The 23,297-nt window shown below is 71.3% G+C and carries 20 protein-coding genes and 1 tRNA gene; 7 read left to right on the plus strand and 14 right to left on the minus strand.

The window, feature by feature from the left end; translation table 11 throughout:
- The first annotated feature begins 357 nt into the window (after positions 1 to 357).
- Entirely contained in the window at positions 358 to 1,830 is a 1,473-nt protein-coding gene (locus SMIR_RS24110; protein ID WP_212728401.1) for a M6 family metalloprotease domain-containing protein, read from the plus strand.
- A gap of 69 nt (positions 1,831 to 1,899) precedes the next feature.
- On the opposite strand, the gene SMIR_RS24115 is transcribed toward SMIR_RS24110, so the two are convergent.
- From SMIR_RS24115 to SMIR_RS24145, 7 genes are all read right to left on the minus strand, one after another.
- Positions 1,900 to 1,973, minus strand: a tRNA-Lys gene (locus tag SMIR_RS24115).
- Positions 1,964 to 2,599, minus strand: a complete 636-nt coding sequence (locus SMIR_RS24120) for a bifunctional DNA primase/polymerase (RefSeq protein WP_168491873.1) — start codon at positions 2,597 to 2,599, stop codon at positions 1,964 to 1,966. The genes SMIR_RS24115 and SMIR_RS24120 overlap by 10 nt, the downstream gene beginning before the upstream one ends.
- A gap of 193 nt (positions 2,600 to 2,792) precedes the next feature.
- On the minus strand, positions 2,793 to 3,176 hold the full coding sequence (locus SMIR_RS24125) for a DUF8844 domain-containing protein (RefSeq protein ID WP_101404994.1): 384 nt from the start codon (positions 3,174 to 3,176) through the stop codon (positions 2,793 to 2,795).
- 160 nt (positions 3,177 to 3,336) lie between these two features.
- Complete coding sequence (locus SMIR_RS24130; RefSeq protein WP_168491872.1) at positions 3,337 to 4,671, minus strand: AAA domain-containing protein; 1,335 nt, start codon at positions 4,669 to 4,671, stop codon at positions 3,337 to 3,339.
- On the minus strand, positions 4,668 to 6,272 hold the full coding sequence (locus tag SMIR_RS24135; RefSeq protein WP_168501047.1) for an amino acid adenylation domain-containing protein: 1,605 nt from the start codon (positions 6,270 to 6,272) through the stop codon (positions 4,668 to 4,670). The genes SMIR_RS24130 and SMIR_RS24135 overlap by 4 nt, the downstream gene beginning before the upstream one ends.
- Positions 6,263 to 7,450, minus strand: coding sequence for a hypothetical protein (locus SMIR_RS24140; RefSeq protein ID WP_212728402.1), 1,188 nt, complete (start codon positions 7,448 to 7,450; stop codon positions 6,263 to 6,265). The genes SMIR_RS24135 and SMIR_RS24140 overlap by 10 nt, the downstream gene beginning before the upstream one ends.
- Positions 7,401 to 8,399: a phosphatase PAP2 family protein gene (locus tag SMIR_RS24145; RefSeq protein ID WP_168491871.1), complete on the minus strand. Its 999-nt coding sequence runs from the start codon at positions 8,397 to 8,399 to the stop codon at positions 7,401 to 7,403. The genes SMIR_RS24140 and SMIR_RS24145 overlap by 50 nt, the downstream gene beginning before the upstream one ends.
- Positions 8,400 to 8,661: 262 nt before the next feature.
- Between SMIR_RS24145 and SMIR_RS24150 the strand changes: the two genes are divergently transcribed.
- Entirely contained in the window at positions 8,662 to 9,258 is a 597-nt protein-coding gene (locus tag SMIR_RS24150) for a histidine phosphatase family protein (protein WP_101404999.1), read from the plus strand.
- 20 nt (positions 9,259 to 9,278) lie between these two features.
- Here SMIR_RS24150 and SMIR_RS24155 read toward each other — a convergent pair whose 3' ends face one another.
- Positions 9,279 to 10,727 (minus strand): NsdA family TPR-like regulatory protein, encoded by a 1,449-nt coding sequence (locus SMIR_RS24155; RefSeq protein WP_168491870.1) that lies wholly within the window; start codon positions 10,725 to 10,727, stop codon positions 9,279 to 9,281.
- A gap of 299 nt (positions 10,728 to 11,026) precedes the next feature.
- On the opposite strand from SMIR_RS24155, the gene SMIR_RS24160 reads away from it, so the two are divergent.
- Entirely contained in the window at positions 11,027 to 11,458 is a 432-nt protein-coding gene (locus SMIR_RS24160) for a hypothetical protein (RefSeq protein WP_249938468.1), read from the plus strand.
- 74 nt (positions 11,459 to 11,532) lie between these two features.
- Complete coding sequence (locus SMIR_RS24165; RefSeq protein ID WP_168491869.1) at positions 11,533 to 12,450, plus strand: spermidine synthase; 918 nt, start codon at positions 11,533 to 11,535, stop codon at positions 12,448 to 12,450.
- Positions 12,451 to 12,581: 131 nt separating this feature from the next.
- Here the strand turns inward: SMIR_RS24165 and SMIR_RS24170 are convergent, their stop codons facing one another.
- Complete coding sequence (locus SMIR_RS24170; RefSeq protein WP_168501046.1) at positions 12,582 to 13,109, minus strand: hypothetical protein; 528 nt, start codon at positions 13,107 to 13,109, stop codon at positions 12,582 to 12,584.
- A 119-nt stretch (positions 13,110 to 13,228) separates the two neighbouring features.
- Between SMIR_RS24170 and SMIR_RS24175 the strand changes: the two genes are divergently transcribed.
- The 3 genes from SMIR_RS24175 (at position 13,229) to SMIR_RS24185 (ending at position 17,004) form a co-directional block, all read left to right on the plus strand.
- Positions 13,229 to 13,930: a response regulator transcription factor gene (locus tag SMIR_RS24175; RefSeq protein ID WP_168491868.1), complete on the plus strand. Its 702-nt coding sequence runs from the start codon at positions 13,229 to 13,231 to the stop codon at positions 13,928 to 13,930.
- The gene (locus SMIR_RS24180; protein ID WP_168491866.1) at positions 13,927 to 15,303 is read left to right on the plus strand and encodes a sensor histidine kinase; all 1,377 of its coding nucleotides are present in this window, start codon (positions 13,927 to 13,929) and stop codon (positions 15,301 to 15,303) included. The genes SMIR_RS24175 and SMIR_RS24180 overlap by 4 nt, the downstream gene beginning before the upstream one ends.
- A gap of 207 nt (positions 15,304 to 15,510) precedes the next feature.
- A complete protein-coding gene (locus SMIR_RS24185) occupies positions 15,511 to 17,004 on the plus strand; it encodes a glycoside hydrolase family 18 protein (protein ID WP_212727376.1) in 1,494 nt (497 codons plus the stop codon).
- Positions 17,005 to 17,020: 16 nt separating this feature from the next.
- Here SMIR_RS24185 and SMIR_RS24190 read toward each other — a convergent pair whose 3' ends face one another.
- From SMIR_RS24190 to SMIR_RS24210, 5 genes are all read right to left on the minus strand, one after another.
- Positions 17,021 to 17,752 carry a class I SAM-dependent methyltransferase gene (locus SMIR_RS24190; RefSeq protein ID WP_212727377.1) on the minus strand — a complete coding sequence of 244 codons (732 nt, stop codon included), beginning with the start codon at positions 17,750 to 17,752 and terminating at the stop codon, positions 17,021 to 17,023.
- 325 nt (positions 17,753 to 18,077) lie between these two features.
- Complete coding sequence (locus tag SMIR_RS24195) at positions 18,078 to 19,514, minus strand: GH1 family beta-glucosidase (RefSeq protein ID WP_212727378.1); 1,437 nt, start codon at positions 19,512 to 19,514, stop codon at positions 18,078 to 18,080.
- 142 nt (positions 19,515 to 19,656) lie between these two features.
- Entirely contained in the window at positions 19,657 to 20,565 is a 909-nt protein-coding gene (locus SMIR_RS24200; protein ID WP_067380947.1) for a carbohydrate ABC transporter permease, read from the minus strand.
- 12 nt (positions 20,566 to 20,577) lie between these two features.
- On the minus strand, positions 20,578 to 21,591 hold the full coding sequence (locus SMIR_RS24205) for a carbohydrate ABC transporter permease (protein ID WP_168491858.1): 1,014 nt from the start codon (positions 21,589 to 21,591) through the stop codon (positions 20,578 to 20,580).
- A 5-nt stretch (positions 21,592 to 21,596) separates the two neighbouring features.
- Positions 21,597 to 22,928 (minus strand): ABC transporter substrate-binding protein, encoded by a 1,332-nt coding sequence (locus SMIR_RS24210; RefSeq protein WP_168491856.1) that lies wholly within the window; start codon positions 22,926 to 22,928, stop codon positions 21,597 to 21,599.
- Between the last annotated feature and the right edge of the window lie 369 nt (positions 22,929 to 23,297).

Below are 23,297 nucleotides of genomic sequence, written 5' to 3' on the forward strand. Positions count from 1 at the left end.
CTGCGCCTGGCGATCACATGTGACGTTCCGTGAGTGTTCGGGGTGTCGTTCGGGGTTTCGGCTGCTCACGGCTCCTCACTCTTCTGGTGCAGGCAAACAGGGCGAAGTGTCACGAACTATCCCAGGCTGGGTGCGGTGTCCCGAAAACCGCATCCGGAGGTCGACGTGCCGCGTCAGCGCCCCCTGAAGGGTCTCGCCCGAGAGGCCCTGTGGCGTCGAAGCCGTGATGTGCCGCGGGTTCCTGACGTCCTGACGGTTCTCGGCGTGCCGCGAGTCCTCGCTCGTCCGGGTGCGCGTCGGGCCTTCGCCCGTCCGGGTGTGCCGCGCTGGCGCAGCACCGCGGCCGTGTTCACCTCCATGTCGGCGCTGGCCGCTACTTCCCTGATCACGGGCCCCGCGCTCGCCGAACCCCTCTTCTCCCCCTGCGCCCTGAAGCGGACCGAGGCCCACCACTCGGAGGGCTTGGACACCTGGAACGCCGACTATCCGCGCCCCACCCGCCCCCTCGACGCGGTGCTCGTCTATCTGTCCTTCCCGGACTCCCGGCCCCGCACCACGCCCGCCGAACTGACCGCCGACTACTTCCCGGCCACCAGCCAGTTCTTCGAGCGCGCCTCGTACGGCAAGTTCACACTGCGCCCGCATCCGCAGCGCGACTGGATCCGGATGCCGCACACCTCCACCTCGTACGCCATAAAGCGCGACTGGAACGCCGCGCGGCGCGGCGACTATCTGCGTGACGCGGTCGCCGCGGCCGACCGGCAGGTCGACTTCTCCCGCTACGACATCGTCTACTTCGTGGCCGACCCGGACGCGCCGGGCGTCGACTCCGACGCGACGAAGGTCGTCAACCTCGACACCCCCATCGAAGCCGACGGCAAGGACATCCGCCGCGTCGTCACGGTCTTCGAGAAGCACCCGCCGGACCACCTCGTCCTCGCCCACGAGACGGGGCACGTCTTCGACCTGCCCGACCTCTACCACCGCCCCACCGACGGCAAGGGCGAATGGGACACCTACGTCGGCGACTGGGACCTCATGGGCAGCCAGTTCGGCCTCGCCCCCGACCTGTTCGGCTGGCACAAGTGGAAACTGGGCTGGCTGGAAACGCGCCAGGTGGCCTGTCTGCGGGAGCACGGGACCACGAGGCTGACGTTGGAGCCGCTGGGGTCGGGTCCGGTGACGGGCGGGGCGGGGACGGCGGCATCAGGAGCGCCGGTTTCCGTCGCGAGCGCCCCTGCCCTGGCCGGTCCGGCACCGGCTTCGGGCTCCGGGAGACCGCCCTCGGACTCGGAGGGCTCCGCCTCGGGTCCCTGGGGCTCGGTTCCCGGTCCCGGGGGGTCCGCCTCGGGCTCCGGGGCGCCCGTCTCGGGCCCCGTCTCCGACCCCGTCTCCGGGGGGTCTGTCCCGGGCTCCCGGGCGCGGACCTCGGCCCTCTCGGCCTCGCGGGCGGTCCTGCCCACCTCGGCGCCGGGGGCGCGCATCTTCGGTTCCGGCCGCGGTACCAAATTGGCGGTCGTCCGTACGGGTCCCGACAGTGCGCTGGCCTTCGAGGCGCGCACCTCGACGGGCAACGACGGCGCCACCTGCACACAGGGCATCCTGATCTACCGCATCCGCAGCGAGGCCGACTCCGGCGACGGCCCGGTCGAGGTCATCGACGCCCACCCGCACTCCGAGTCCTGCTGGGGTGAATCGGTCTACCCGCCCCTGGCGGACGCGCCCGTCGGACTCGGGGAGAGTTTCACGGTCCCCGGCGAGAAGGTGCGCGTCGAGGTCGAGGACCGGACGGCGTCCGGGGCGTGGACGGTGAAGATCACGACAGGCTGAGCCCCTCGCCCGCGCGGAGCCGGGCACGCAAGAAGCCCCTCGCTTTCGCGAGGGGCTTCTCACCGTCTGTGCGCCGCCAGGGACTCGAACCCCGGACCCGCTGATTAAGAGTCAGCTGCTCTAACCAACTGAGCTAGCGGCGCCTGCTGACGTCGTAGACCTTAGCATCCTGATCGGCGGGAGGAAAAATCGATATCCGCACCGCGGCGGAGGCGGCCGTGCGGGCCGCCCGGACGGCCGCCCACACCAGGATCTCGGGCCCCGGAAGCCACGGATGCCGGGTGTCGGGGGCCACCAGCCAGCGGGACGCGAGGTGGGCGACGGGGCTCAGGGCGGGCACGGTCACGGCGTCGCCGACCCCGTGGCAGAGCAGCGGAGGAATGGCGTCGACGCGCCCGGATTCCCCCGACTCACCCGCCCCCCACTCCTCCCACTCCAGGAGCGACGGCAGGCGCTGTGCGGTGCCCGGCGCGCTGAACAGCAGCATCCGCCCGCGGTGCACGGCCACCGGGCCGGAGCCCGGCCCCTCGTCCCACATCCGGTCGAGCATCCGCCGGCCGAAGATCGTGGGTACGTTGACGATGTCGAAGGCGGTGCCGCAGGGCAGGACGACCGGGGCGGTCGGGCGTTCCTCCCAGAGGGTGAGGGTGCTGCGCGGATACGTTCCTGCCGAGGCGAGCCAGGCGGCTCCGTCCGGGGTGACGCCGGAGACGTCGAACCGGTCGGGCAACGGGGCGGCGGAGCTTGCCGAATTCCGTGTGCTGCTCATGCCTGTCAGATCTACCGTCGGTAAGCATCCGCCCCCTGAGAGTTGTGAGAACCCGGGACAGAACGCCGGGGAGAGGAGTACCTTGCCCCCTGGCATATGCCAGGCTTCTGGGCTGTCAGGGGCGCGGTGAACTGCGCGACAAGCCCGGGCGGCGGGGGCGACGGAACCCGGCGGCTACACGGAAACGAACGGCTCACGCATGGTCGCCCACCCCATGCCCGAGCCCCCGCCCGTCCCCCTCGACCCCTCGCAACAGATCCCGCCCGAACTCGACCATCTTCTTCGCATAGTCCTCGGTCCACTCGGCCCGCTCGGCGATCGCAGCCGGCGTAAGCCGGTCGAACCGCCGGGGGTCAGCCAGCTGCGCGGCGGCGATCGCCTGGAACTCCAGCGCCCGATCGGCCGCGGCGCGAAACGCGAGCGTCAGCTCCGTGGCCCGCGCCAGCAGCGCCCGAGGATCGTCGATCGACTCGAGATCGAAGAAGTGCTCCGGATCACCGGCCGCCTCCGCGGGCTCGAAGAGCAGGGGCGCGGGGCGTAGCCGCGGTTCGTTCCGACGCGGCGTGGGCTCCGCCATGTCTTCTCCTCCTCGTACGGTTCAGGGGCCCGCTTCGTGGGTGGGCCACCGTCCATTCTCCCCCGTCCGCGCAAGTAGGCCCGTGTGAGCGGACCCGCACAACCGTGCAAGCCGGACCCACGGCCGCCACCCATGGATCCGCTGTGGATCCGAGGTGGATCTACGGTCGCCACACCACCCGATGCTCCGCCAGATGCGACAGCACCGCGTGATTGGCCTCCCAGCCGTCGGGAAACTTCACCGTGACCCCCAGCTGCACCGGCTCCGTCGACGGATGGTCGTCCAGCAGTTCCGTCACTCCCGCCCGGCACACCACGATGCACGCGTGCCGATGCCGCGAGGCGAGGACGCACAGCCGCCCCGTCTCCAGGTGGAACGCGGTCGCGTCGGGCCGCCCGGACAGCGGATGCAGCACCACGGTGACGTCGAACTCCCGCCCCTGAAGCCGATTCGCCGTGTCGACGGTGACGTCCGCGACCCCGAGGTCGGCGAGCGCCGCCCGTACGGCCGCCGCCTGGTCCCGGTGCGCCGTGCCGACGGCGATCCGGTCGGCGGTCAGGGGTACCGGTTCCTCCGCCCGCTCCGAGGTGGCCGCACCGCCCCGGTCCAGCAGCCGTCGTACGACCTGGGCCACCGCCCCTACCGCCTCCGGGTCCGTACGCGGCGTGTGCCGGGCGGGCAGCTCCAGCAGCCCCCAACCCGCCTCCGCCGCCTCGTCGATGACCCGGTCGGGACCCGAACCGTCCGACGCCACAGCGAACTTCAGCCGCCGGTCACCATGGCCGGTGCCGCTGCGGAACGGCGTGTATGGGTAGAACGCGTCCGAGACGAGCGGCGCCGCGGAGGCCGGCAGCCGCCAGGACACCGGGAGGCGGTGCTGCGGCAGGTCGGGGTTGTGGGCGAGCAGTGTCGTCACCGCGGACGCCGACGGGTCGTACGACAGCCCCGCCCACTGCTCCGAGCCGACGATCGCGAACGGGTCCAACTGCCCGGGGTCGCCCACGAACAGAGCCCGCTCGAAGAGCCCCGCCACGGCCAGCAGCGCGTCCGACCGCATCTGGTAGGCCTCGTCGACGATCGCGTGCCGCCACGGCTCGACCCCCTTGACGTGGGCCCACTTGGCGGCGGTCGAGACGACCACGTCCAGTCCGGACAGATCGCCGGCCTTCGTGGACTTGCGGACGTTCGGCAGGTCGTCCAGAGCCTTGTCGTAGGGGTCGGGATCGCTGCTGTGCAAGCGGCCTACCGGCAGCTCCCCGTTCTTCTCGGCGAGTCGCAGCACCAGGTCGTCGACCTGGGCGTTGGTCTGCGCGATGACCATCAACGGGCGCCCGGCGGAGGCGAGTTCGAGCGCCGCGCGGACGACGAGGGTGGATTTCCCGGCGCCCGGGGGAGAGTCGACCACGACGCCGCGGTGCGTGCCGTGCAGGGTGTCGTTCAGGATGGCGTCGGTGGCGCGGCCGGCCGCGGCTCCGGGATCGAAGGCCGTGGTCACAGGATGTCCTCCTCCGTCACCGGGTCCGGCCGCGGTACCGCGTCCGGCTCGCCCGGCGGTCCGCCGTGCGTCCACGGGGTCTCCTCCGGGTCGGGCAGCTTCGCGCCGCCCCGCTGCTCGTGCTCGAAGAGAGTGAAGCAGAGGAGATCCCCCTTCTCCGGCACGGAGCCGGTCTCGGGTTCCTTGCCGCGCCCCATCTTGTCGACGATCCGCAGGACCACCAGCCCGTCGCCCTCCGATGACTCCTCGTACCCGACGAACTCGGCCGCCTGCGGCTTTCCGCCCAGCGACCGGTACACCTTCGTCCGCTCCCCGAGGTGCGGCCGGTCGTCCGTGCGCACGGTCACCAGGGGGCGGGGGCTCGGCCGCTTGCTCTCGCTGTACGCCATGACGACGTCCGTGACCTCACCCGCGAAGGCCTCGCCGACCAGCCGCCGCCCGGCCATGACCAGCGGATCGTCGAGGGCTTCCTGCGCGTCCAGGCGGCCCTGCTCGCGCTCGCGCGTGGCCAGCTTGTTCGCGGCGGTGACCGCGTCGTCGCGGCGTGGCTGCGGGGGCTCGCCCGCGGTGATCCGGTCGCGGTGGCCGGTGAACGACCAGCGGTCACGGGTCCACCGGTCGGCCGCGTGGGTGCCCTCGGGGAGCGTCCGCAGCAGGTCGAGGCCGCGCCACACCGCGTCCCAGGTGGGCCGGGTGATCTGCTCGACGAGGGTGCGGATCTCCCGCTCGGCGGCGGTGAGTTCACCGAGCCGGTCGTCCGCCTCCAGGCCGTCCTCGGCGGCGGCGAGGGCGGTCCGCGCGCGGTCGTAGCGCTCGATGGCGGGAGCGAGCAGTTTGTTGTCGAAGGCGGGGTCGGTGGCCGGTCCCGCGGGCGGCCACACGAGCTGTCCCCGGGCATCCCGCCGCAACTCGGCCCGCAGCGCGGCCTGCGCGCCCGACGCACCCTCCGGGGGGTCGATCCAGGCGAGCAGCGCCCCCAGGTGCTGGTCCTCCAGGCTGCTCTGGCCGGTCGCCCAGTGCCGCGACAGCACGTCGGTGAGGGCGAGCAGCAGGGCGGAGCCGGGCACCCGGGCCCGCTCCCCGAAGTGCGTCAGCCACCGCCCGAGCAACGGCACCCGGGGCGGCGCCGGATGGGGCGCCTCGGGCTCCTGCTCCGCGGTGCGCCGAAACCGCATGGAGCGGCCGAGGAGCCGTACGAACTCCACACCCGCGCGGCTCGGCACGATCAGCTGCGGGGCGTCCGCGCACAGTTCGACCTCGACCTTGACGCGCTTGCCGGTTTCGGGATCGGTCTCGCTGCGCTCGGCTGCCTCGACGTCGTCGGCATAGGTGTCCACGTACGGCAGTACGACATCGGCCAGCTCCGCGAGGAACGCGAACCGCAGGTCGCGGTCCCGGGGTTGGGGCACGACCAGCAGGCGGGGCGCGTCCCGGTCCGTGCCGACCAGTGCCCCGAGCGGGGCCCCGGCCTCACCCGCGGTGGTCAGCGGTACGAACACCAGGGGCCGCTCGGTGAGATGCCGGTGGCGCACGGTGGCGACGGGCTGGGCCCGCCCGCTCTCGACGGCCTCCAGCCGGGCGAGGGTGGCGATCAGCGACAAGGGGCCACCTCCGGGAGGACTTCGCCGGCCGGCTCCGGTCGGCCGGTGGGCGGTGTCGCATGCCCCCGCAGGGCCTCCGACCGCAGCGCCGCGGCCCTGCGCAGGGCCACGACCGCCGGGTCGTCGGGGTCCCCGGCCGCGCCGTGGGCCGCCGCCAGGACCTCACCGATCGTCGTCAGCCCGCCCAGCTCGGAGCGGAGCGACCGCCCCAGGGCCGTCACCACGCCCTCGGCGCGGGAGCGGTCGCGGCAGTGGAAGGCGAGCTCGCAGGCGGCCAGGCACTCGGGGGCGTAGGTCGCGGAGACGGACTCGACGGCGGTCGTCAGGTCGGCGGCCGGGAGGTCGGGGGCGAAGCAGGTGCCCTCGGGGAGGCTGTCCGCGATGTCCTCGACACGCGTGAGGCGGGCCAGCTGGCGGCGGGTGACCGCGCGCTGCTTGCGGATGTCGACGGCGGACGCGGTGGGCAGGTTGGAGAAGTCCTTGGGGCAGACCAGCAGGACCCGGTGGCGAACGTCGGGACCGGCATCGCTGTCGCCTAGGCGCGCCGCCACCTCCTCCAGGGCGAGCACGTACACCGCGGACTGGCGGGCGGCGGCGCCCACCTTCGCCGGGTCCGCGGAGCCGTCCAGCATCGGGAAGGACTTGATCTCGACGACCGTCCAGCTTCCGTTCGGGTGGACGACGACGGCGTCCGGCTCCAGGAAGGCGGGGGAGCCCGCGACGTCGAGGGCGAGCATGGGGTGGTCGAGCAGGGTCCAGGCGCCGGCCGTGGTGGCCTCGCGCAGGGCGAGTGCCGTACGGGCCGCGCGCCCCTCGGGGCCGACCGCGCTCAGGTCGGGGACGACACCGGCCGCGGGCGGCTCGGCATCCGGGTCCAGCTTCTCGTGCACCAGCCGCAGCAGCTCCGCGCCGCCGTCGGCCTTGACCCGTGCCTCGAACGCGTTCCCCCGCATGAAGGCGAACTGGGACTGGCCGAAGGCGGACGGCGAGCCCAGCGCGTCCGCCAGCTTCGCCTTGTCGACACCCGCGCCGTCCAGCAGGGCGCGCCGCTCGCACCCGGGGTTCGCGGCGAGCGCCGCGAGGGCCCGCGCGTCCAGCGCCTTGGGCGGTACGGCGGGACCGCGCAGCTCAGCGAGCCGCTGTCGCAGCGCCTTCTCCCGCGTCCGCGGGGGAGGCACCCGGCTCGACTTCGGGCCCGGTTCGGGACTCGCGCTGTCGGGGAATTCGCTCACCCGTGGAAGTCTGGCATCCGCCACTGACAATTGAGGAGCGTGCGCCGTGCGAGGCGCCCGCGACCCACGGGATGCGGGCACTGAGCAGCCCCCGCACGCGGTCCGCCAGCCGCATCACGTACGGGGTCAGCAGCAGCCCGATCCCCATCACCGTGGCGCCCGCCACCGCGTCGAGGAAGTAGTGGTTGGCGGTGCCCATCACGACGATCGTGGTCAGCAGCGGATAGGCGATGCCCGCGAGCCGGACGACGGGCGTGCGGCCGTAGCGCCACAGCATCACTCCGCACCACAGCGACCAGCCCACGTGCAGGCTGGGCATCGCCGCGTACTGGTTGGTCATGCCGCCGAGGCCGCGCGGCGCGCTCGCCTCGCCGCCCCACCAGCCGTACGAGCTGTACTGGGCCATCGTGTCGACGAAGCCGTGGCCCGCGGAGAGCAGCCGGGGCGGGCAGGTCGGCATCAACGTGAAGCCGATCAGGCCGATCAGCGTGGATGTCATCAGCCAGGTGCGGGCGGCGCGGTAGCGCACGGCCCGGGAGCGGAAGAGCCAGATCAGGATCGCGGGCGTCACCAGGTAGTGCAGCGACGCGTACCAGAAGTCGGCGGGGACGCCGAGCCAGGCCTCGCGGGTGAACAACCTGTTCAGCGGGTGCTCGGCGTTGAGGTGGAGGACCTTCTCGATGCGCAGGATCTCCAGGCCGTGACCGACGGCGTCGTCGGTGTCGCCCCGGGCGAGCAGCCGGCCCGCCGAGTACGACGCGTACACCATCACGAGCAGCGGCAGCTCGGTCCACCAGCGCAGCCGGGTGTGCGATGCGGCGGCGCGCAGTTCGGTCCACCGGCGGAGCCGGGCGCGCGGTGCCGCCTCGGTTCGCCGTGCATCGGTCTGCGGCATCCGATCGCCCTCCCCCATCTGCTTGCGTGACCTGTGGTTGTTGCTTGTGTGACCAGCCGATTGCGCCCCGGTGACGCGGCCATCCGATTTTACGGTGTATGTGAATGGCTTAAGGAGGCGGCCCCTGGTCGTCAAAGACGCAGAGATCGCCCGCCGGGTTGCCCGACGCGGGGGTGAGACATGATGGGATCACCCATCTCTCAGGTCCGCGTCTCTTCCTCGTCCCGCACGTCCTCCACGCGAACCGGAAAGGCTTCTCTTCATGGCACCGCGCATCCTGCTGGCCCGGCACGGTCAGACGGAGTGGTCACTGTCCGGCAAGCACACCGGCAGGACCGACATCCCGCTCCTGGAAGAGGGCCGACGCGGCGCCAAGGTGCTGGGGGAGCGACTGCACCGGGCCCCCTTCGACGGACTCTCGGGGGTCGAGGTGCGCACCAGTCCGCTGGCACGCGCGCGTGAGACGTGCGAACTGGCCGGCTTCGGCGAGCGTGCCACCACCTGGGACACGCTCATGGAGTGGGACTACGGCGCGTACGAGGGCATGACCCCGGCCGAGATCCAGGCGGTCCGCCCGGGCTGGTTCATCTGGCGCGACGGCGTCCCCGAGGGGGAGACCCTGGAGCAGGTCACCGCGCGCGCGGACGAGGTCGTCGCCTGGGCCCGCGCGGAGGACCGGGATGTGCTGGTCTTCGCGCACGGGCACATCCTGCGCTCGATCGGCGCCCGCTGGCTCGGCCTCCCGCTCGACTTCGCGGCCCGTATCCGCCTCAACCCGACCTCGCTGTCGGTGCTCGGCTGGGCCTATGGAGAGCCCGCGATCGAGGCGTGGAACGACTGCGGGCACCTGACCACTTAGGCGCCGACCGGCGGCCGGGATCACGGGATGCGCGGCAGACTCGCGTGGCGCTCGAGGAACGCCGACACACCCGACGCCCGGCGGTGCGGCAGCAGTACGCGCGCGGTGCCCGCCAACATGGTCTGGATACGTGACGACTGGACCTCGCCCAGCAGGTCGAGGACGCGCAGACCCGCGAGGGCGGCCTCGTCGGGGCGGCCGCCGCGCGCGAGGTCGTCGGCGAGCTCGGCCGTGTAGAGGGCGATGTTGCGGGTGAAGTGCGGGTCCTGGAGGTGCGCGGCGCGCCGGGCGTGCCGGGCCGCGCGGGTCCAGTCGCCCAGCGTCGACCAGCACTGCGCCTCCAGACCCTCCAGTTCGGCCTCTCCGTAGAAGGTCATCCACTCGGGATCGGTCTCCGAGGGGCCGCGTTCGAAGAGCGTCTGCGCGCGGACGAGTGCCTGCTCGCACCCCGTGCGGTCGGCGAGTCCGGCCCAGCCGCCCGCCTCGCGCAGCGCGAGCAGCGAGAGCAGCCGCGGGGAGCCGAGAGGGCGCGCCGCGCGCTGTGCCGCCTGCGCCGCGCGCACCGCCTCGCGGGGGCGCCCCGCGTCGCGTGCCAGGAACGCCGTGTTGCAAAAGGCGTGCGCCTCGAGGGCCGGGTCGCCGGACATCCTGGCGGTCGCCAGCGCCTCGGCGTAGTGCGAGCGCGCGTCCTCGAAGCGCCCGGAGTCGTGTGCCAACCAGCCCACCGAGATCGCCAGTTCGCCCGCCCCCGCGTACAGCCGGTCGGCGGTGGTCTGCCGGGTGGTGCCCGCGTCGAGCAGCTCGTAGGCCGTCCGCAGCGGTGCGGCGGCCCGCCGGTAGAGGCCGTCGGCCCCGTGCCGGTCGTCGAGCAGCCGGATCCGGCGGACGGCCTCTTCGAGGGCGCCCGCCTCGAAGGTCCCCACCCGGTGGACACGGCGGTCCGCGGCTGCGGCCGGAGCGCCGAAGGCGACTCCGAAGGGGCCCAGTGAGGCCGCCGCCACGGTGGCGGTGCCTCCAGTCATGAATGCGCGACGTTGCACGTCGCTCTCCTCGTGGTTCTCGTGCCTGTCATACGGGTCCTGCGTGTCATACGTCTCGTGCGTCTCCTCCGTCTCACCGGTGGCGTGCGTCGGGCTCGTGGTGTGGGGAGGGAGCGCCTCGTCCGTGCCGCGCGCCCCTCGGCCGCGTACGGACGAGCGGGGCGAGAAGCCCAGGTCGGTCAGCGTGCGGCCGGGGAACATGTGCAGGAACACCCGTTCGTACGCGTAATTGGGGCAGCGGATCTCGCCTGCCTCGACCCGCCCGATGTAGCGCGCGTCACAGCTGACCCGCTCGCCGATCTCGCGCGCGGCCCTCCGTACCGCCGCGGCGAACTCGCCCGGCGAGCGCTGTGCGCGCAGCCGCCGGAAGGCGAGATTCGGCCGTGGTGGCCGGGGGGACTGGGACGAGGTCACCGCTGACGACGCCATGGCCGGGCCCTCTCTTGCAACCGTCGAACCATGCCGGACTCAAGGTGAGTTGTCCGTGTTGTGGCGTGTGTCACCTTGTCCCGGCGGAGCAAGAACGTACCTGCTGTGACGGTGTCGCCACGCTGGGTTTGGCTACAAAACGGATATCTCATGCACGATCTGCCATGAACTGCCATCCTTTGTGGCTGTGTTATGCCGTAGCCGTTGACGTTCTGACGCGTTGAACCCTGTGGACCGGGAGCGCACCCGAACTCCCGACCCACTCGTGCAGGAGGAGGGGTTCCGTGTTGGAGGCCGGGATGGAGAGCACCGAGTTTCGTACGCGGCTGTCGACCGCCGAGCACAGGCCGTCCCCCGCGTGCGACGCCCCACCGGAGCCGGTCGCCGACTGCGACCTCGTGACGGTTCCGGCGCGCCAGGGGCTGGAGGCGGTCGACATCCTCCGCCGCGGCTCCTGCGACTCCGTCGGGCCCGTCCTGCTCGACGACGGCTGCGACACCCTCGGCTTCCTGGTGCCGTCCGGCACCGCGGACGCCTGGGACGTGCCGGGCAGCACCTGTACCCAGACCAACGGCCGCGGCCTCAGCCTGGTGGCACCCGAGCCCCCGGTCGAGGGCTCGGACTGGCTGCTGCCGCCCGGCGACGCGGACCTCGCGACCGACCCGGCCGTGCTGCGGGCGGCGCTGGGCGAGGCGGCCCGGCTGATCGAGGCCGCTGACAACTGCCGCTGACACCGGAAACACCGGGCGGCCGCCCCACGGGTTGCCGCTGCGCCGACCTCCCTGTACGCCCTGATAATGGCAGGATGGGAAGGTCGAGGAACAAGCGGTCCGACGACGCGCGGGGCGCGGCGCGTGACGCGTCGCGCGGTTCGCGCCGCGGGCAGGCGTCCGCCGACGCCGTCGTCGAGACGGTCGAGGGCGGCCTCGCCGAGCTGATACCCGACCGGGACCGCCCGCGCGCCTGGACCCTCCTCATCGACGGCGCCCCCCAGTCCCACGTCGACCTCGACGACCCCGCCCATCTGAGCTTCGAGTACCAGCGCCGCCTCGGCCATGTCATCGACCTCGTGGCCCCGCCCGGCAAGCCCGTGCACGCCGTCCACCTCGGCGGCGGCGCCTTCACCCTCGCCCGCTACACCGCCGCGACCCGTCCCCGCTCCACCCAGCAGGTCGTCGAACGCGACGGGGCCCTCGTCCAACTGGTCCGCCGCGAACTCCCCCTGGACCCGAACGCCCGCATCCGAGTGCGCTCCCTGGACGCCCGCGAAGGCCTCGCCAAGGTTCCCGACGGCTGGGCGGACCTGGTGATAGCGGACGTGTTCAGCGGCGCCCGCACCCCCGCGCACCTCACCTCGGTCGAGTTCCTCACCGACGTCCGCAGAACCGTCAAACCCGGTGGCCTGTACGCCGCCAACCTCGCCGACGGCCCCCCGCTGGCCCATCTGCGCGGCCAGATCGCCACCGCCGCGACCGTCTTCCCCGAGCTCGCCCTCATCGCCGACCCCACGGTCCTGCGCGGCAAACGCTTCGGCAACGCCGTCCTCGTGGCCTCCGGCCACCCCCTGCCCCTGGCCGAACTCACCCGTCGCGCCGCCTCGGACCCCCACCCGGCCAGACTCGAACACGGCAAACAGCTCACCGACTTCACCGGAGGAGCCGTGCCGGTACTGGACGCGGCGGCGGTGGCATCCCCGGCCCCGCCCGCATCGGTGTTCCGCTGACAGAGGCACCTGCGAACCCAGGTGCGCTGGGGCGCCCCGAAAGGGGCGCGGGGCTGTGAACATATGCGGCTCCGCCGCGTGGGCGCGCCCTGCCACGAACCACCCGCACCCGACCCGCAAAGCCGGCGCAGCTAGTACGTGCCGATCTCCACCCGCGGCGGCCCGTCGTGCCACGTACAGAACACCGACACCCGATCCGCCCCCGAAGTGAACTCCACCCGAATCCACGACTCCGTCTTCCACACCTGCATCGACCACCCCGAACCCGGCGTGGCCGAGACGAGCGTCGCGGAGGTGGTACCGAGATCGAAGACGGCCCGCCCCCCGTCGGTGTCGTAACTCTTGACCTGCCCGGCGGGTCCGGAGGCGCTCGGACTCGGGTCGGTGGAGGGCGATTTCGAGGGGGCCGGCATCGCGGTCGGCCGCGGACTCGTCGTCGGTTTCGAGGCGGATGGACTCGGGCTCGCCGACGGCCGACCCGTCGACGAGGCAAGCGGCTTGGACCCCTGCGTCGTCGCCCTGCCCACCGTGATGGGCAGCGCGCGCGGCGGATCGTAGGCCGTCCCCGTCATGACCGTGTGGACGCCCCACCACGACAGCGTGACCGCCGCGCCCGTGGCGAGCGACCAAGCCAGTACGTGTACGAATCCTCTGAGCATCGCGGGCCATACTGCCTCACGCGCCCCACGGGTGTCTCCCATGTCTCCTGACAGAACGGCGGCCCGAGTTATCCACAGGCACCGGACCGGCATCGCACAGATGGCGTACGGTGCGGCGCATGGCAAGTGTGCTCGTGGTCGAGGACGACCAGTTCGTACGCAGCGCTCTCATCCGGCATCTGACCGAAGCCGCGCACACGGTGCGCAGTGTCGGCACCGCCCTTGAGGCGCTGCGCGAGGTTGCCCATTTCTCCTTCGACGTCGTCATCCTGGACCTCGGACTGCCCGATCTCGACGGGGCCGAGGCGCTGAAGATGCTGCGAGGCATCACCGACGTCCCGGTGATCATCGCAACCGCGCGGGACGACGAGACGGAGATCGTCCGCCTGTTGAACGACGGGGCGGACGACTATCTGACCAAGCCGTTCTCGGTCGAGCACCTGTCCGCGCGGATGGCCGCCGTCCTGCGCCGCTCGCGGGCGACGGGCGACACACCCCCGTCGCCGGTCATCAGGGTCGGCGGCCTGTCCATCGACCCGCTGCGCCGCCAGGCCGAGCTGGACGGCGCCCGACTGGACCTCACCCGGCGCGAGTTCGACCTGCTCGCGTTTCTCGCCGGGCGGCCCGGTGTCGTCGTCGCGCGCAAGGAGCTGCTCGCCGAGGTGTGGCAGCAGTCGTACGGGGACGACCAGACCATCGACGTCCATCTGTCGTGGCTGCGCCGGAAACTGGGCGAGACGGCGGCGCGGCCGCGCTATCTGCACACTCTCCGCGGGGTCGGCGTGAAGCTGGAACCACCGAGCTTGGAGCCGCCGCGATGAGGTGGGCACTGGTCAAGGTGTGCGTGGCGGTGACCACGATGGTCGTGGTGGCCTTCGCGGTCCCACTGGGGCTCGTCATCAAGGAGATGGCCCGGGACCGCGCCTTCTCGAACGCCGAACGGCAGGCCGCGGCCATCGCGCCCGCGTTGTCCATCACTACCGACCGGGACCAGTTGGAGAGGGTCGTCGCCTCCGCCGGCTCGGACGACGGGATGGCCGTGCACATACCGGCGAGCGACGGCGCCAAGGCGGTCGACATCGGACGGCAGCGCGCCGCCGCCAAGGACATCGCGACCACACGCAACATCGGCCGGGCCTCCACCGCGGAGGTCCCCGGCGGTTCCATCCTGCTCCAGCCCACCGCGCTGAGCTCCGGCGAGATCGCGGTCGTCGAGGTGTACGTCCCCGAGTCCGAGGTCAGCAACGGGGTCGGCACCGCCTGGGCGGTGCTCGCCGCGGTCGGGGTCGCGCTCATCATCGGCTCGGTCGCGGTCGCCGACCGGCTGGGGGTACGGATGGTGCAGCCGGCACAGCGACTGGTCGAGGGCGCGCATGAGCTGGGGGAGGGGAAGCTCGGCGCAAGGGTGCCCGAGGAGGGGCCGAACGAACTGCGGCTGGCGGCGGTGGCGTTCAACTCGATGGCGGATCAGGTCGTACAACTCCTGGCGAACGAGAGGGAGTTGGCCGCTGACCTCTCGCACCGCCTGCGGACCCCGCTGACCGTGCTTCGCCTCAACACGGCCTCGCTCGGTGACGGGCCGGCCGCCGAGCAGACGCGGGCGGCGGTGGCGCAGTTGGAGCGGGAGGTCGACACGATCATCCGGACGGCCCGGGAGGCCAAGCCGCAGACGGCGGCGATAGGCATCGGCGCCGGGTGCGACGCGTCCGAGGTCGTCCGCGAGCGGATGGACTTCTGGTCGGCGCTCGCCGAGGACGAGGGGCGCAAGGTGCGGGTCGCGGGAGTGGACCATCCCGTACGGATACCCGTCGCCCGGGCCGACCTCGTCGCCGCCCTCGACGCGCTCCTCGGGAACGTGTTCCGGCACACCCCGGAGGGCACGGCCTTCGCGGTCGACGTGCACAAAAGCGAGGACGCGGTGATCGTGCTGGTGTCGGACGCGGGCCCGGGCATCATGGACCCGGAGGCCGCGATGGCACGGGGGAAGGGTTCCGGGAGTGACGGCTCGACCGGCCTCGGCCTGGACATCGTGCGCCGGCTCGCGGAGTCGACGGGCGGGGACGTGCGGATCGGTTCGTCGGTGCTGGGCGGCACCGAGGTGCGCATATGGATCCAGCTGGACGGGCGGGCTCCGGTGCGGCGCGGGCACAGGGGGTCCGTGCGGCGTCGTAGACGAGGCGTGGGCGTGAGCTGACGCAGGTCGGCGCGGAGTCGGGCGTGGGCCGGGCGCGGGCCCGGCGTGTGGCCAAATTGGTCTCTACCTTTAACCGTCCCCGATGCCTTCCTTAAGCGCACCATAAGATCGCCGGCGGGCGCCCTGATCAGGCGGTTTGCCCGATTCCGGATCGCTAGCGTGCTGCCGCACCCCACCCCCCGTGAACCGCGAAGGCAGGCACACGCGATGAGCACTACGCACCGGCGCAAGGTCAGTGGCAGGAACAAGGCGATAGGCGGGGTCGTCGCCGCGGCCGTGGTCGGCGGTGGCGCCTTCCTGTTCTCCGGGACCGCGCTGGCGGCCGGCGTCGGTGCCGCGTACACCAAGACCAGTGACTGGTCGACGGGTTACACCGCGCAGTACGTCATCACCAACGACACCGGCCAGGCGAAGGGGGACTGGACGCTGGAGTTCGACCTGCCGTCGGGCGCCGGGCTCAGCTCGCTGTGGAACGGAACGTCGACGGTGAGCGGGCAGCACGTCACCGTCAAGCCGCCGTCCTGGGACAAGGACGGGCTGGCGGCCGGCGAGTCGGTCACCGTCGGCTTCGTCGTGAATGGCACCGCGGACCCGAAGGGCTGTGTCATCGACGGCGCCAAGTGCTCGGTGGACGACGGCGCGACGCCGGAGCCGAGCGGCCGCCCGACGCAGTCGTCGACCCCGACCCCGACCCCGACATCCACCGCCACTCGGCTCCCCACGTCGACCCCGACCCCCACGTCCACCCCCACGTCCACCCCCACGCCCACTCCTTCCGCCTCGCAGACAACCGGCAGTGGCACGACGACCGGCGCGGGCTTCGCGCCGTACGTCGACACCTCCCTCTACCCGGCCTTCGACCTGGTCGCCAGCGCCACGGCCACCGGTGTGAAGGACTACAACCTGGCCTTCATCACCGACGGCGGCGGCTGTACGCCGAAGTGGGGCGGGGTGACCGACCTCGCCAGTGACGGCGTGGCGTCGCAGATCGGCGCGCTGCGGGCGAAGGGCGGCGACGTCCGGGTGTCCTTCGGTGGCGCCTCGGGCTCGGAGCTGGCGACGACCTGCTCGTCGGCGGACGCGCTGGCGGCGGCGTACGGGAAGGCCGTGGACGCGTACAACCTGACCAAGGTCGACTTCGACGTCGAGGGCGGCGCGCTGCCGAACACGACCGCGAACACGAACCGGGCGAAGGCGATCGCGAAGCTCCAGCAGCAACACCCGAACCTGGACGTGTCCTTCACCCTCCCGGTCATGCCCGAGGGCCTGACCCAGGACGGCGTGAACCTGCTCTCCAGCGCCAAGTCGAACGGTGTGAAGATCTCCGCGGTCAACATCATGGCGATGGACTACGGCCCCTCGTACAACGGTGACATGGGCACCTACGCCGAGCAGGCCGCCACCGCCACCCAGGCCCAGGTGAAGAGCGTCCTCGGGCTGTCGGACAGCGCGGCGTGGAAGTCCGTCGCCGTCACTCCGATGATCGGCGTCAACGACGTCGCCTCCGAGATCTTCAAGGTCGACGACGCGGCCCAACTGGTCGACTTCGCCAAGTCGAAGGGCCTCGGCTGGCTCTCCATGTGGTCCGCCGCCCGCGACAAGCAGTGCCCGGGCGGTGCGAAGAACTCCGCCGACGCGACCTGCAGCTCGATCGTGCAGGACGCGGGCGCGTTCTCGAAGGCGTTCGGCACGTACAAGTAGCCGACCCTGCCAGGGGTTACCCGTCGCGGCGGAACAGGGCCGTCCAGAGGAAGGGCTCGCCGAAGAGCCCGGACCCGGGCGGCTCGTCGCGCATGCGGCGCAGTTCGACCTCGGTCAGGTCGGAGAACACCCAGCGCAGGGACTCCGGCGTGTAGGCGAGTCCGCCGTGCAGTGCGGACTGCTCGTAGAAGGCCTCGTCGGGGAGTTCGGAACCCATCGCGCCGGCGGCGAAGCAGGTGAGGGCGAGGTGGCCGCCCGGGGCGAGGACGCGGTCGAGCAGGGCGAGGTAGCTGATACGGCGGTGCGGCGGCAGATGGTGGAAGCAGCCCGAGTCGTAGACCAGGTCGTACGGGCCGCCCCAGTCGTGGTCGGTGAGCGCGAACGCGTCGCCGCAGTGGAAGCGGATCTCGGCCCCGGCCGCGCGCGCACGGTCCTGCGCCCAGGCGATGGCCGTCGGGGAGAGGTCGACCGCGTCCACCTGGAAGCCCGCGGCGGCCAGCTGAAGGGCGTTGCGCCCCGGCCCACAGCCCAGATCGAGGGCGCGGCCCGGGGCGACCAGGTTCTCGTCGAGGTATCCGACCAGGTTCTCGTCCGGCTTCGCGACGAAGAACGGTACGGGCTTGGAACGGTCGGCGTAGAAGCCGTCCCACCAGGCGGCGCCGCCCGCCGTCCACCGATCGGCCTCCGGCGCGAACAGGCCGTCCAGCAGCTTCAGCACATCGTCGACGGTGCGTATGTTCCGGTCCATACGTTCCCCTTCCAGGATGAGGGGAACGGTAGGCCAGAACTCCACGAAAGGCCAGGTCAGAGCGGCTTTCCAGAGAGGCGTGAAGGGGCTTTGCAGGCGCCGGAACGGGTGGCCGTGCCCGCCCCGCCGGAGGCACGCCACACGGTCGCCCAGGCCCCCTTCGGCAGGCGCGCCGACGCCTTCCCCGGAGGCGCCGAGGCCGCTTTCTGCGAAGAAGCGGACTTGATTGCGTCGGGGCGCGGCACCCCCCCAGGTGCCGCGCCCCCTCCCCCGCTTCCCCCGGACAGAAGGACTCTGTGGCCTGCTCGCCCCAGGGCCGAGGGGTCTACTCGGTGCCGGCCGGCGTCGCCGGCGGCAGGGAACCCGTCCGGGCCACCTGCCCGTACCAGTGCGCGCTGGACTTGGGCGTACGGGCCAGGGTCGCGTAGTCGACGTACACCGCTCCGAACCGCTTGCCGTAGCCGTACGCCCACTCGAAGTTGTCCATCAGGGACCAGAGGTAGTAGCCCCGCACGTCCGCGCCGTCGGCGATCGCATCGCGTACCGCCGCCAGATGACCGTGCAGATACGCGATGCGCTCGGGGTCGTGGACGCGGCCCTCCGGGTCCGGCTTGTCGTCGTAGGCCGCGCCGTTCTCCGTGATGTACAGCGGCAGACCGGGGGCCTCCCGCGAGTAGCGCATGATCAGGTCGCGCAGGCCGCTCGGGTCGATCGTCCAGCCCATCTCCGTACGCTCACCGGGGGTCTGGTGGAACGCGACATCGTCCGCGCCCGGCCACGGCGAATAGGCACTCGCCCCGTGCCCGTCCGCGCGCGGGCCGTCCGCCGACTTCTCCGCCGCCGACACCAGCGCCGGGGTGTAGTAGTTCAGACCGAGCGCGTCGAGCGGCTGCTTGATCACCGCGAGGTCGCCGTCCAGGACGTACGACCAGTCCGTGATCGAGGAGGTCTGCGCGAACAGGCCCTCCGGGTAGGCGCCGTGCAGCATCGGGCCGTGGAAGACGCCGTTGGCCAGGTTGTCGATGCGCCGGACCGCCGCCAGGTCCGCCGGGGACGGGGAAAGGGGCCTGACCACCGACGAGTTCAGGCTGACCGCGACCGTGTTGCGGGCCGGCATCGCGGACCTCAGCGCGGTGGTGCCCAGGCCGTGCGCCAGGTTCAGGTGGTGGGCGGCCTTGAGCGATGCCGCCGCGTCCGTACGGCCCGGCGCGTGCACACCCGAGCCGTAGCCCAGGAACGCGCTGCACCACGGCTCGTTCAGGGTGATCCACTGCTCCACACGGTCGCCCAGCGCCTCGCCCACGATCTGCGCGTACTCGGCGAAACGAAACGCCGTGTCGCGCTCCGGCCAGCCGCCCGCGTCCTCCAGGTCCTGCGGGAGGTCCCAGTGGTAGAGGGTGATGGCCGGCTTGATGCCGTGCGAGAGCAGTTCGTCGACGAGGTTGCGGTAGAAGTCCAGGCCGCGCTGGACAGCGGGGCCGCGGCCCGTCGGCTGCACCCGGGACCAGGAGACCGAGAAGCGGTACGCGGACAGGCCCAGCTCCGCCATCAGGGCCACGTCGTCGCGGTAGCGGTGGTAGTGGTCGACAGCGATGTCACCGGTCTCACCACCGGCCGTCTTGCCGGGCGTGTGGCTGAAGGTGTCCCAGATGGAGGGCGTACGGCCGTCCTCCCGCACCGCCCCCTCGATCTGGTACGCGGAGGTCGCCGCGCCCCAGAGGAAGGCGGGGGGAAAGGTCACGGGCGATGCGGACTCAGGCATGGAAGCGCTCCCATAGGAGGTCGTGGAGACCGACAGTAAGAAGAGGGGGAAGGGCGAGGGGGAGGGAAGAGGCGGAGAAGAGGGGGGAGGAGGGGCCGGGGCGGCGGTGGCCCGGCTCCCCTTCTCCCACCGGCGAACGAGGTCAGCCCTTGACGGCGCCCTGCATGATGCCGCCGACGATCTGCTTGCCGAACAGGGCGAAGACGAAGAGCAGCGGCAGCGTGCCGAGCAACGCGCCCGCCATGATCAGGGACTGGTCGGGAGTGAAACCGCGGCCGAGGCCCGCGACCGCGACCTGCACGGTCGGGTTGCCGGTCTGGGTGAGCACCAGGAACGGCCACAGGAAGTCGTTCCACGTCTGCACGAACACCAGCATGCCGAGCACCGCCATGGCGGGCCGGGCGGCCGGGAACACCACGTGCCAGATCACCCGCCAGCTGCTCGCGCCGTCGACACGGGCCGCCTCGATCAGCTCGTCCGGCAGCGCCTGGATCAGGTACTGCCGCATGAAGAACACCCCGAACGCGCTCACCAGCGACGGGAAGATCACCGCCTGGAGCTGGTCCGTCCAGTCGAGCTTGGCGACCATCATGTAGAGCGGGATCACGCTGAGCTGCGGCGGCACCATCATCGTGCCGACGACGATCAGCATCAGGGCGCCGCGGCCCTTGAAGCGCAGCTTGGCGAAGGCGAACCCGGCGAGCGTCGACAGGAAGACCACGGTCACCGCGGAAACACCCGCCACGAACGTGGTGTTGACGAACGCCTCGCCCAGGTTGGCCTCCGTCCAGGCGACGTCGAGATTGTGGAAGAGGTTCGAGCCGAACCAGAACGGCGGCGGGGACTGTGCCAGCCGGTTGGTGTCGCGGGAGGCGGCGATCGCGGTCCACACCAGGGGGCCCAGCGAGCCGATCGTGAACAGCGCGAGGATGACGTACGCGAGGGGCCCGGCGTGCATCTGTCCGCCCGCGCGCGCCGACTTGGGGCGCCGCAGACGCTTCGGCGGTTCGGGTACCGCGTCCGCCGGGGGTTTCGTCAGGGTCGTCGTCACGGCCGGTTCTCCTTAACTACTGGCGCGCAGCCGGCGCGAGATGACGTAATTGACGATCCCGATCACGATGAGGATCAGGAACATCGTCCAGGCGATCGCGGAGGCGCGGCCCAGGTGCTGGTTCACCCAGCCCTGCTCGTAGAGATACAGGCCGAGTGTCTGGAACTGGTGCTCGGCGCCGCCGGACGCGCCCTTGTTGGCGTCGAACAGCAGGGGTTCGCCGAAGACCTGGCTCGCTCCGATGGTGGAGACGACGACGGTGAACAGGATCGTCGGCCGCAGCGACGGCAGGGTCACGTGGAAGAACTGCTGCCAGCGGTTGGCCCCGTCCAGGGCTGCCGACTCGTACAGGTCCTGCGGGATCGCCTGCATCGCCGCCAGGTAGATCAGCGCGTTGTAGCCGGTCCAGCGCCAGATGACGATCGTCGAGACGGCGATCTGCGAGGGCCACTTGTCGTTCTGCCAGTCGATCTTGTCGAAACCGATGGCGTGCAGCGCCCAGTTGATCATGCCGTAGTCGCGGCCGAACAGCAGCACGAACACGAGCGAGGCGGAGGCGATCGACGTCGCGTACGGCGCGAGCATCATGACCCGGTAGAAGATCGAGCCGCGCAGCTTGTAGTTGAGGATGTGGGCGAGGCCCATCGCCATCAGCAGCTGCGGGACGGTCGAGATGATCCCGATGGTCAGGGTGTTCTTCGCCGCGTTCCAGAAGAAGTCGTCGTCGAAGATGCGGGTGTAGTTGCGCAGGCCCGCCCACTGCATGTCGGTGGGCGCCGTCAGCTCCACCGTGTGCAGCGAGGCCCAGCCCGTGTAGATCAGCGGGAACAGGCCGAACGCGAGGAACAGCAGGAAGAACGGTGAGACGAACGCGTACGGGCTCCACCGTATGTCCCGCTGCCAGCGGCGGGACAGCCGGTTGCGGCGCCGCTGTTCCTTCTCGTCGGGTACCGCGGCGGGCGGACGGCCCGGGGCCGCGCCCCCCTCCTCGGTGGGGGGCGCGGCGGTGTCGTGCCGGGTGGCCATACCGGTCACTTCTCCAGGTTGTTGTCGATGGTCTTGGTGGCCGTCGTCCAGGCCTCCGCGGCCGACTTGCCCTTCGTGACGAGGATGACGCCGTTGTCCGTCAGACCCTGCTGGATGATCTGGTCCTTCGGGCCGATCACCTGGGTCGGGATCGCCTTGGCGGCCTCGGCGAAGACCGTGCCGATCGGTGTGTCACCGGTCATCGAGTTCTTCGCGCCGGTCACCAGGGGCAGGTTGTAGGCACCGGGTGCGCTCGGGAAGCTGCCCTGCACGCTGAACAGCTTGGCCTGCTGGGCGGGCGCGGTCAGCCAGGTGACCAGCTTCTCGGCCTCCGTGACGTGCTTGCCGCTCTTGGGCACGGCCAGGAAGGTGCCGCCCCAGTTGCCGGACTTGGGCGCGGCGGCCACGTCCCACTTGCCGGCGGCGTCCGGCTTCGACTTGCCCTTGAGGTAGCCGAGCATCCACGGCGGGCAGGCCACCGCGGCGAACTTGCTGTTGGCGATCGTCGTGTCCCAGGCCGGCTGGAACTGCGTCTGCGCGCCGACCAGTCCCTCCGAGGCGGCCTTCGCGGTCAGGTCGAAGGCGGACTTGATGGCCGGGTTCGTCTTGTAGACGACCTTGCCGGAGGAGTCGTAGAACTTCTCCTGGTCACTGCTGATGATCGCGTTGAGCAGACCACCGGGGGAGTCCATGAAGGTGGTGCCGCTGGGCGCCTTCTTCTTGTACGTCTCACCGGCGGCGACGAGCTTGTTCCAGTCGCCCGCCCACAGCTGCCCGACCTTGTCGCGGTCGGTGGGCAGGCCGGCCTGCTGGAAGAGGTCCTTGCGGTAGCAGATCGCCATCGGGCCGATGTCGGTGCCGAGTCCGATCGTCTGGCCGTCCTGGGTCGTGGCCTGCTGCCACTTCCAGTCCAGCCAGTTGCTCTTGCTCACGCCCGAGACCTTGGACAGGTCCACGAGCTTGCTCGCCTGGGTCTGCACGACCTCGGCGATGTTGCCGACTTCGACGGCCTGGACGTCCTGCAGGCCGCTGTTGGTGGTGAGGTGGTTGACGAGCGCCGGGTAGTAGTTCTCGTTGCGCTCGACGACATTCTCGGCGATCTTGATGTTCGGGTTGAGCTTCTCGTACTCGGCGTAGAGGCCGGCCTCCTTGAATCCCTGAGTACCGAAGAGACCCAAGGTGATCGTGGTCTTGCCCTTGCCTCCGCCCGTGTCACTGCTGCTCCCACCGCTGCTTCCACCACTGTCGTCGGCACAGCCGGCCAGCAGCCCTGTGGTCAGCGCGGCGACGGCCGCGAGGGCCCCCAGACTGCGGGACCGACGGGTGATCGTGCGCATTGCGTCCTCCTGTTGCCTGACGTGCCGACCCCCCGGCCAACTGCTCTGTTGGGCCCGTTCGTTCATGCTGCGGCTCGGGCGGGGAACGTGCGGGATGTGTATGTGTCAGGTACCGTGGGAGCGCTCCCACAGGTGATGTGTTGAAGAGTCGTCGGTTCGCGCGGGGGTGTCAAGGGAGCCGACGCGGAGAGATGCGTTCAGTTATCGGCCTGTTAACTAACTCCGGGGAGCGGGAGGGAAGGGGTGCCGCGGACGGTTGAAGTGGCTCGTGTCAGTGGGGTATTGGCCCCGGCGGAACGGTCGATCGACGGCCCCTGGCCGAGATCGGCACGGAACCTCGTTCACGTACGGGTTGCCGAGGTCCCGGTG

The organism is Streptomyces mirabilis (assembly GCF_018310535.1).
Taxonomy (GTDB): Bacteria; Actinomycetota; Actinomycetes; order Streptomycetales; family Streptomycetaceae; genus Streptomyces.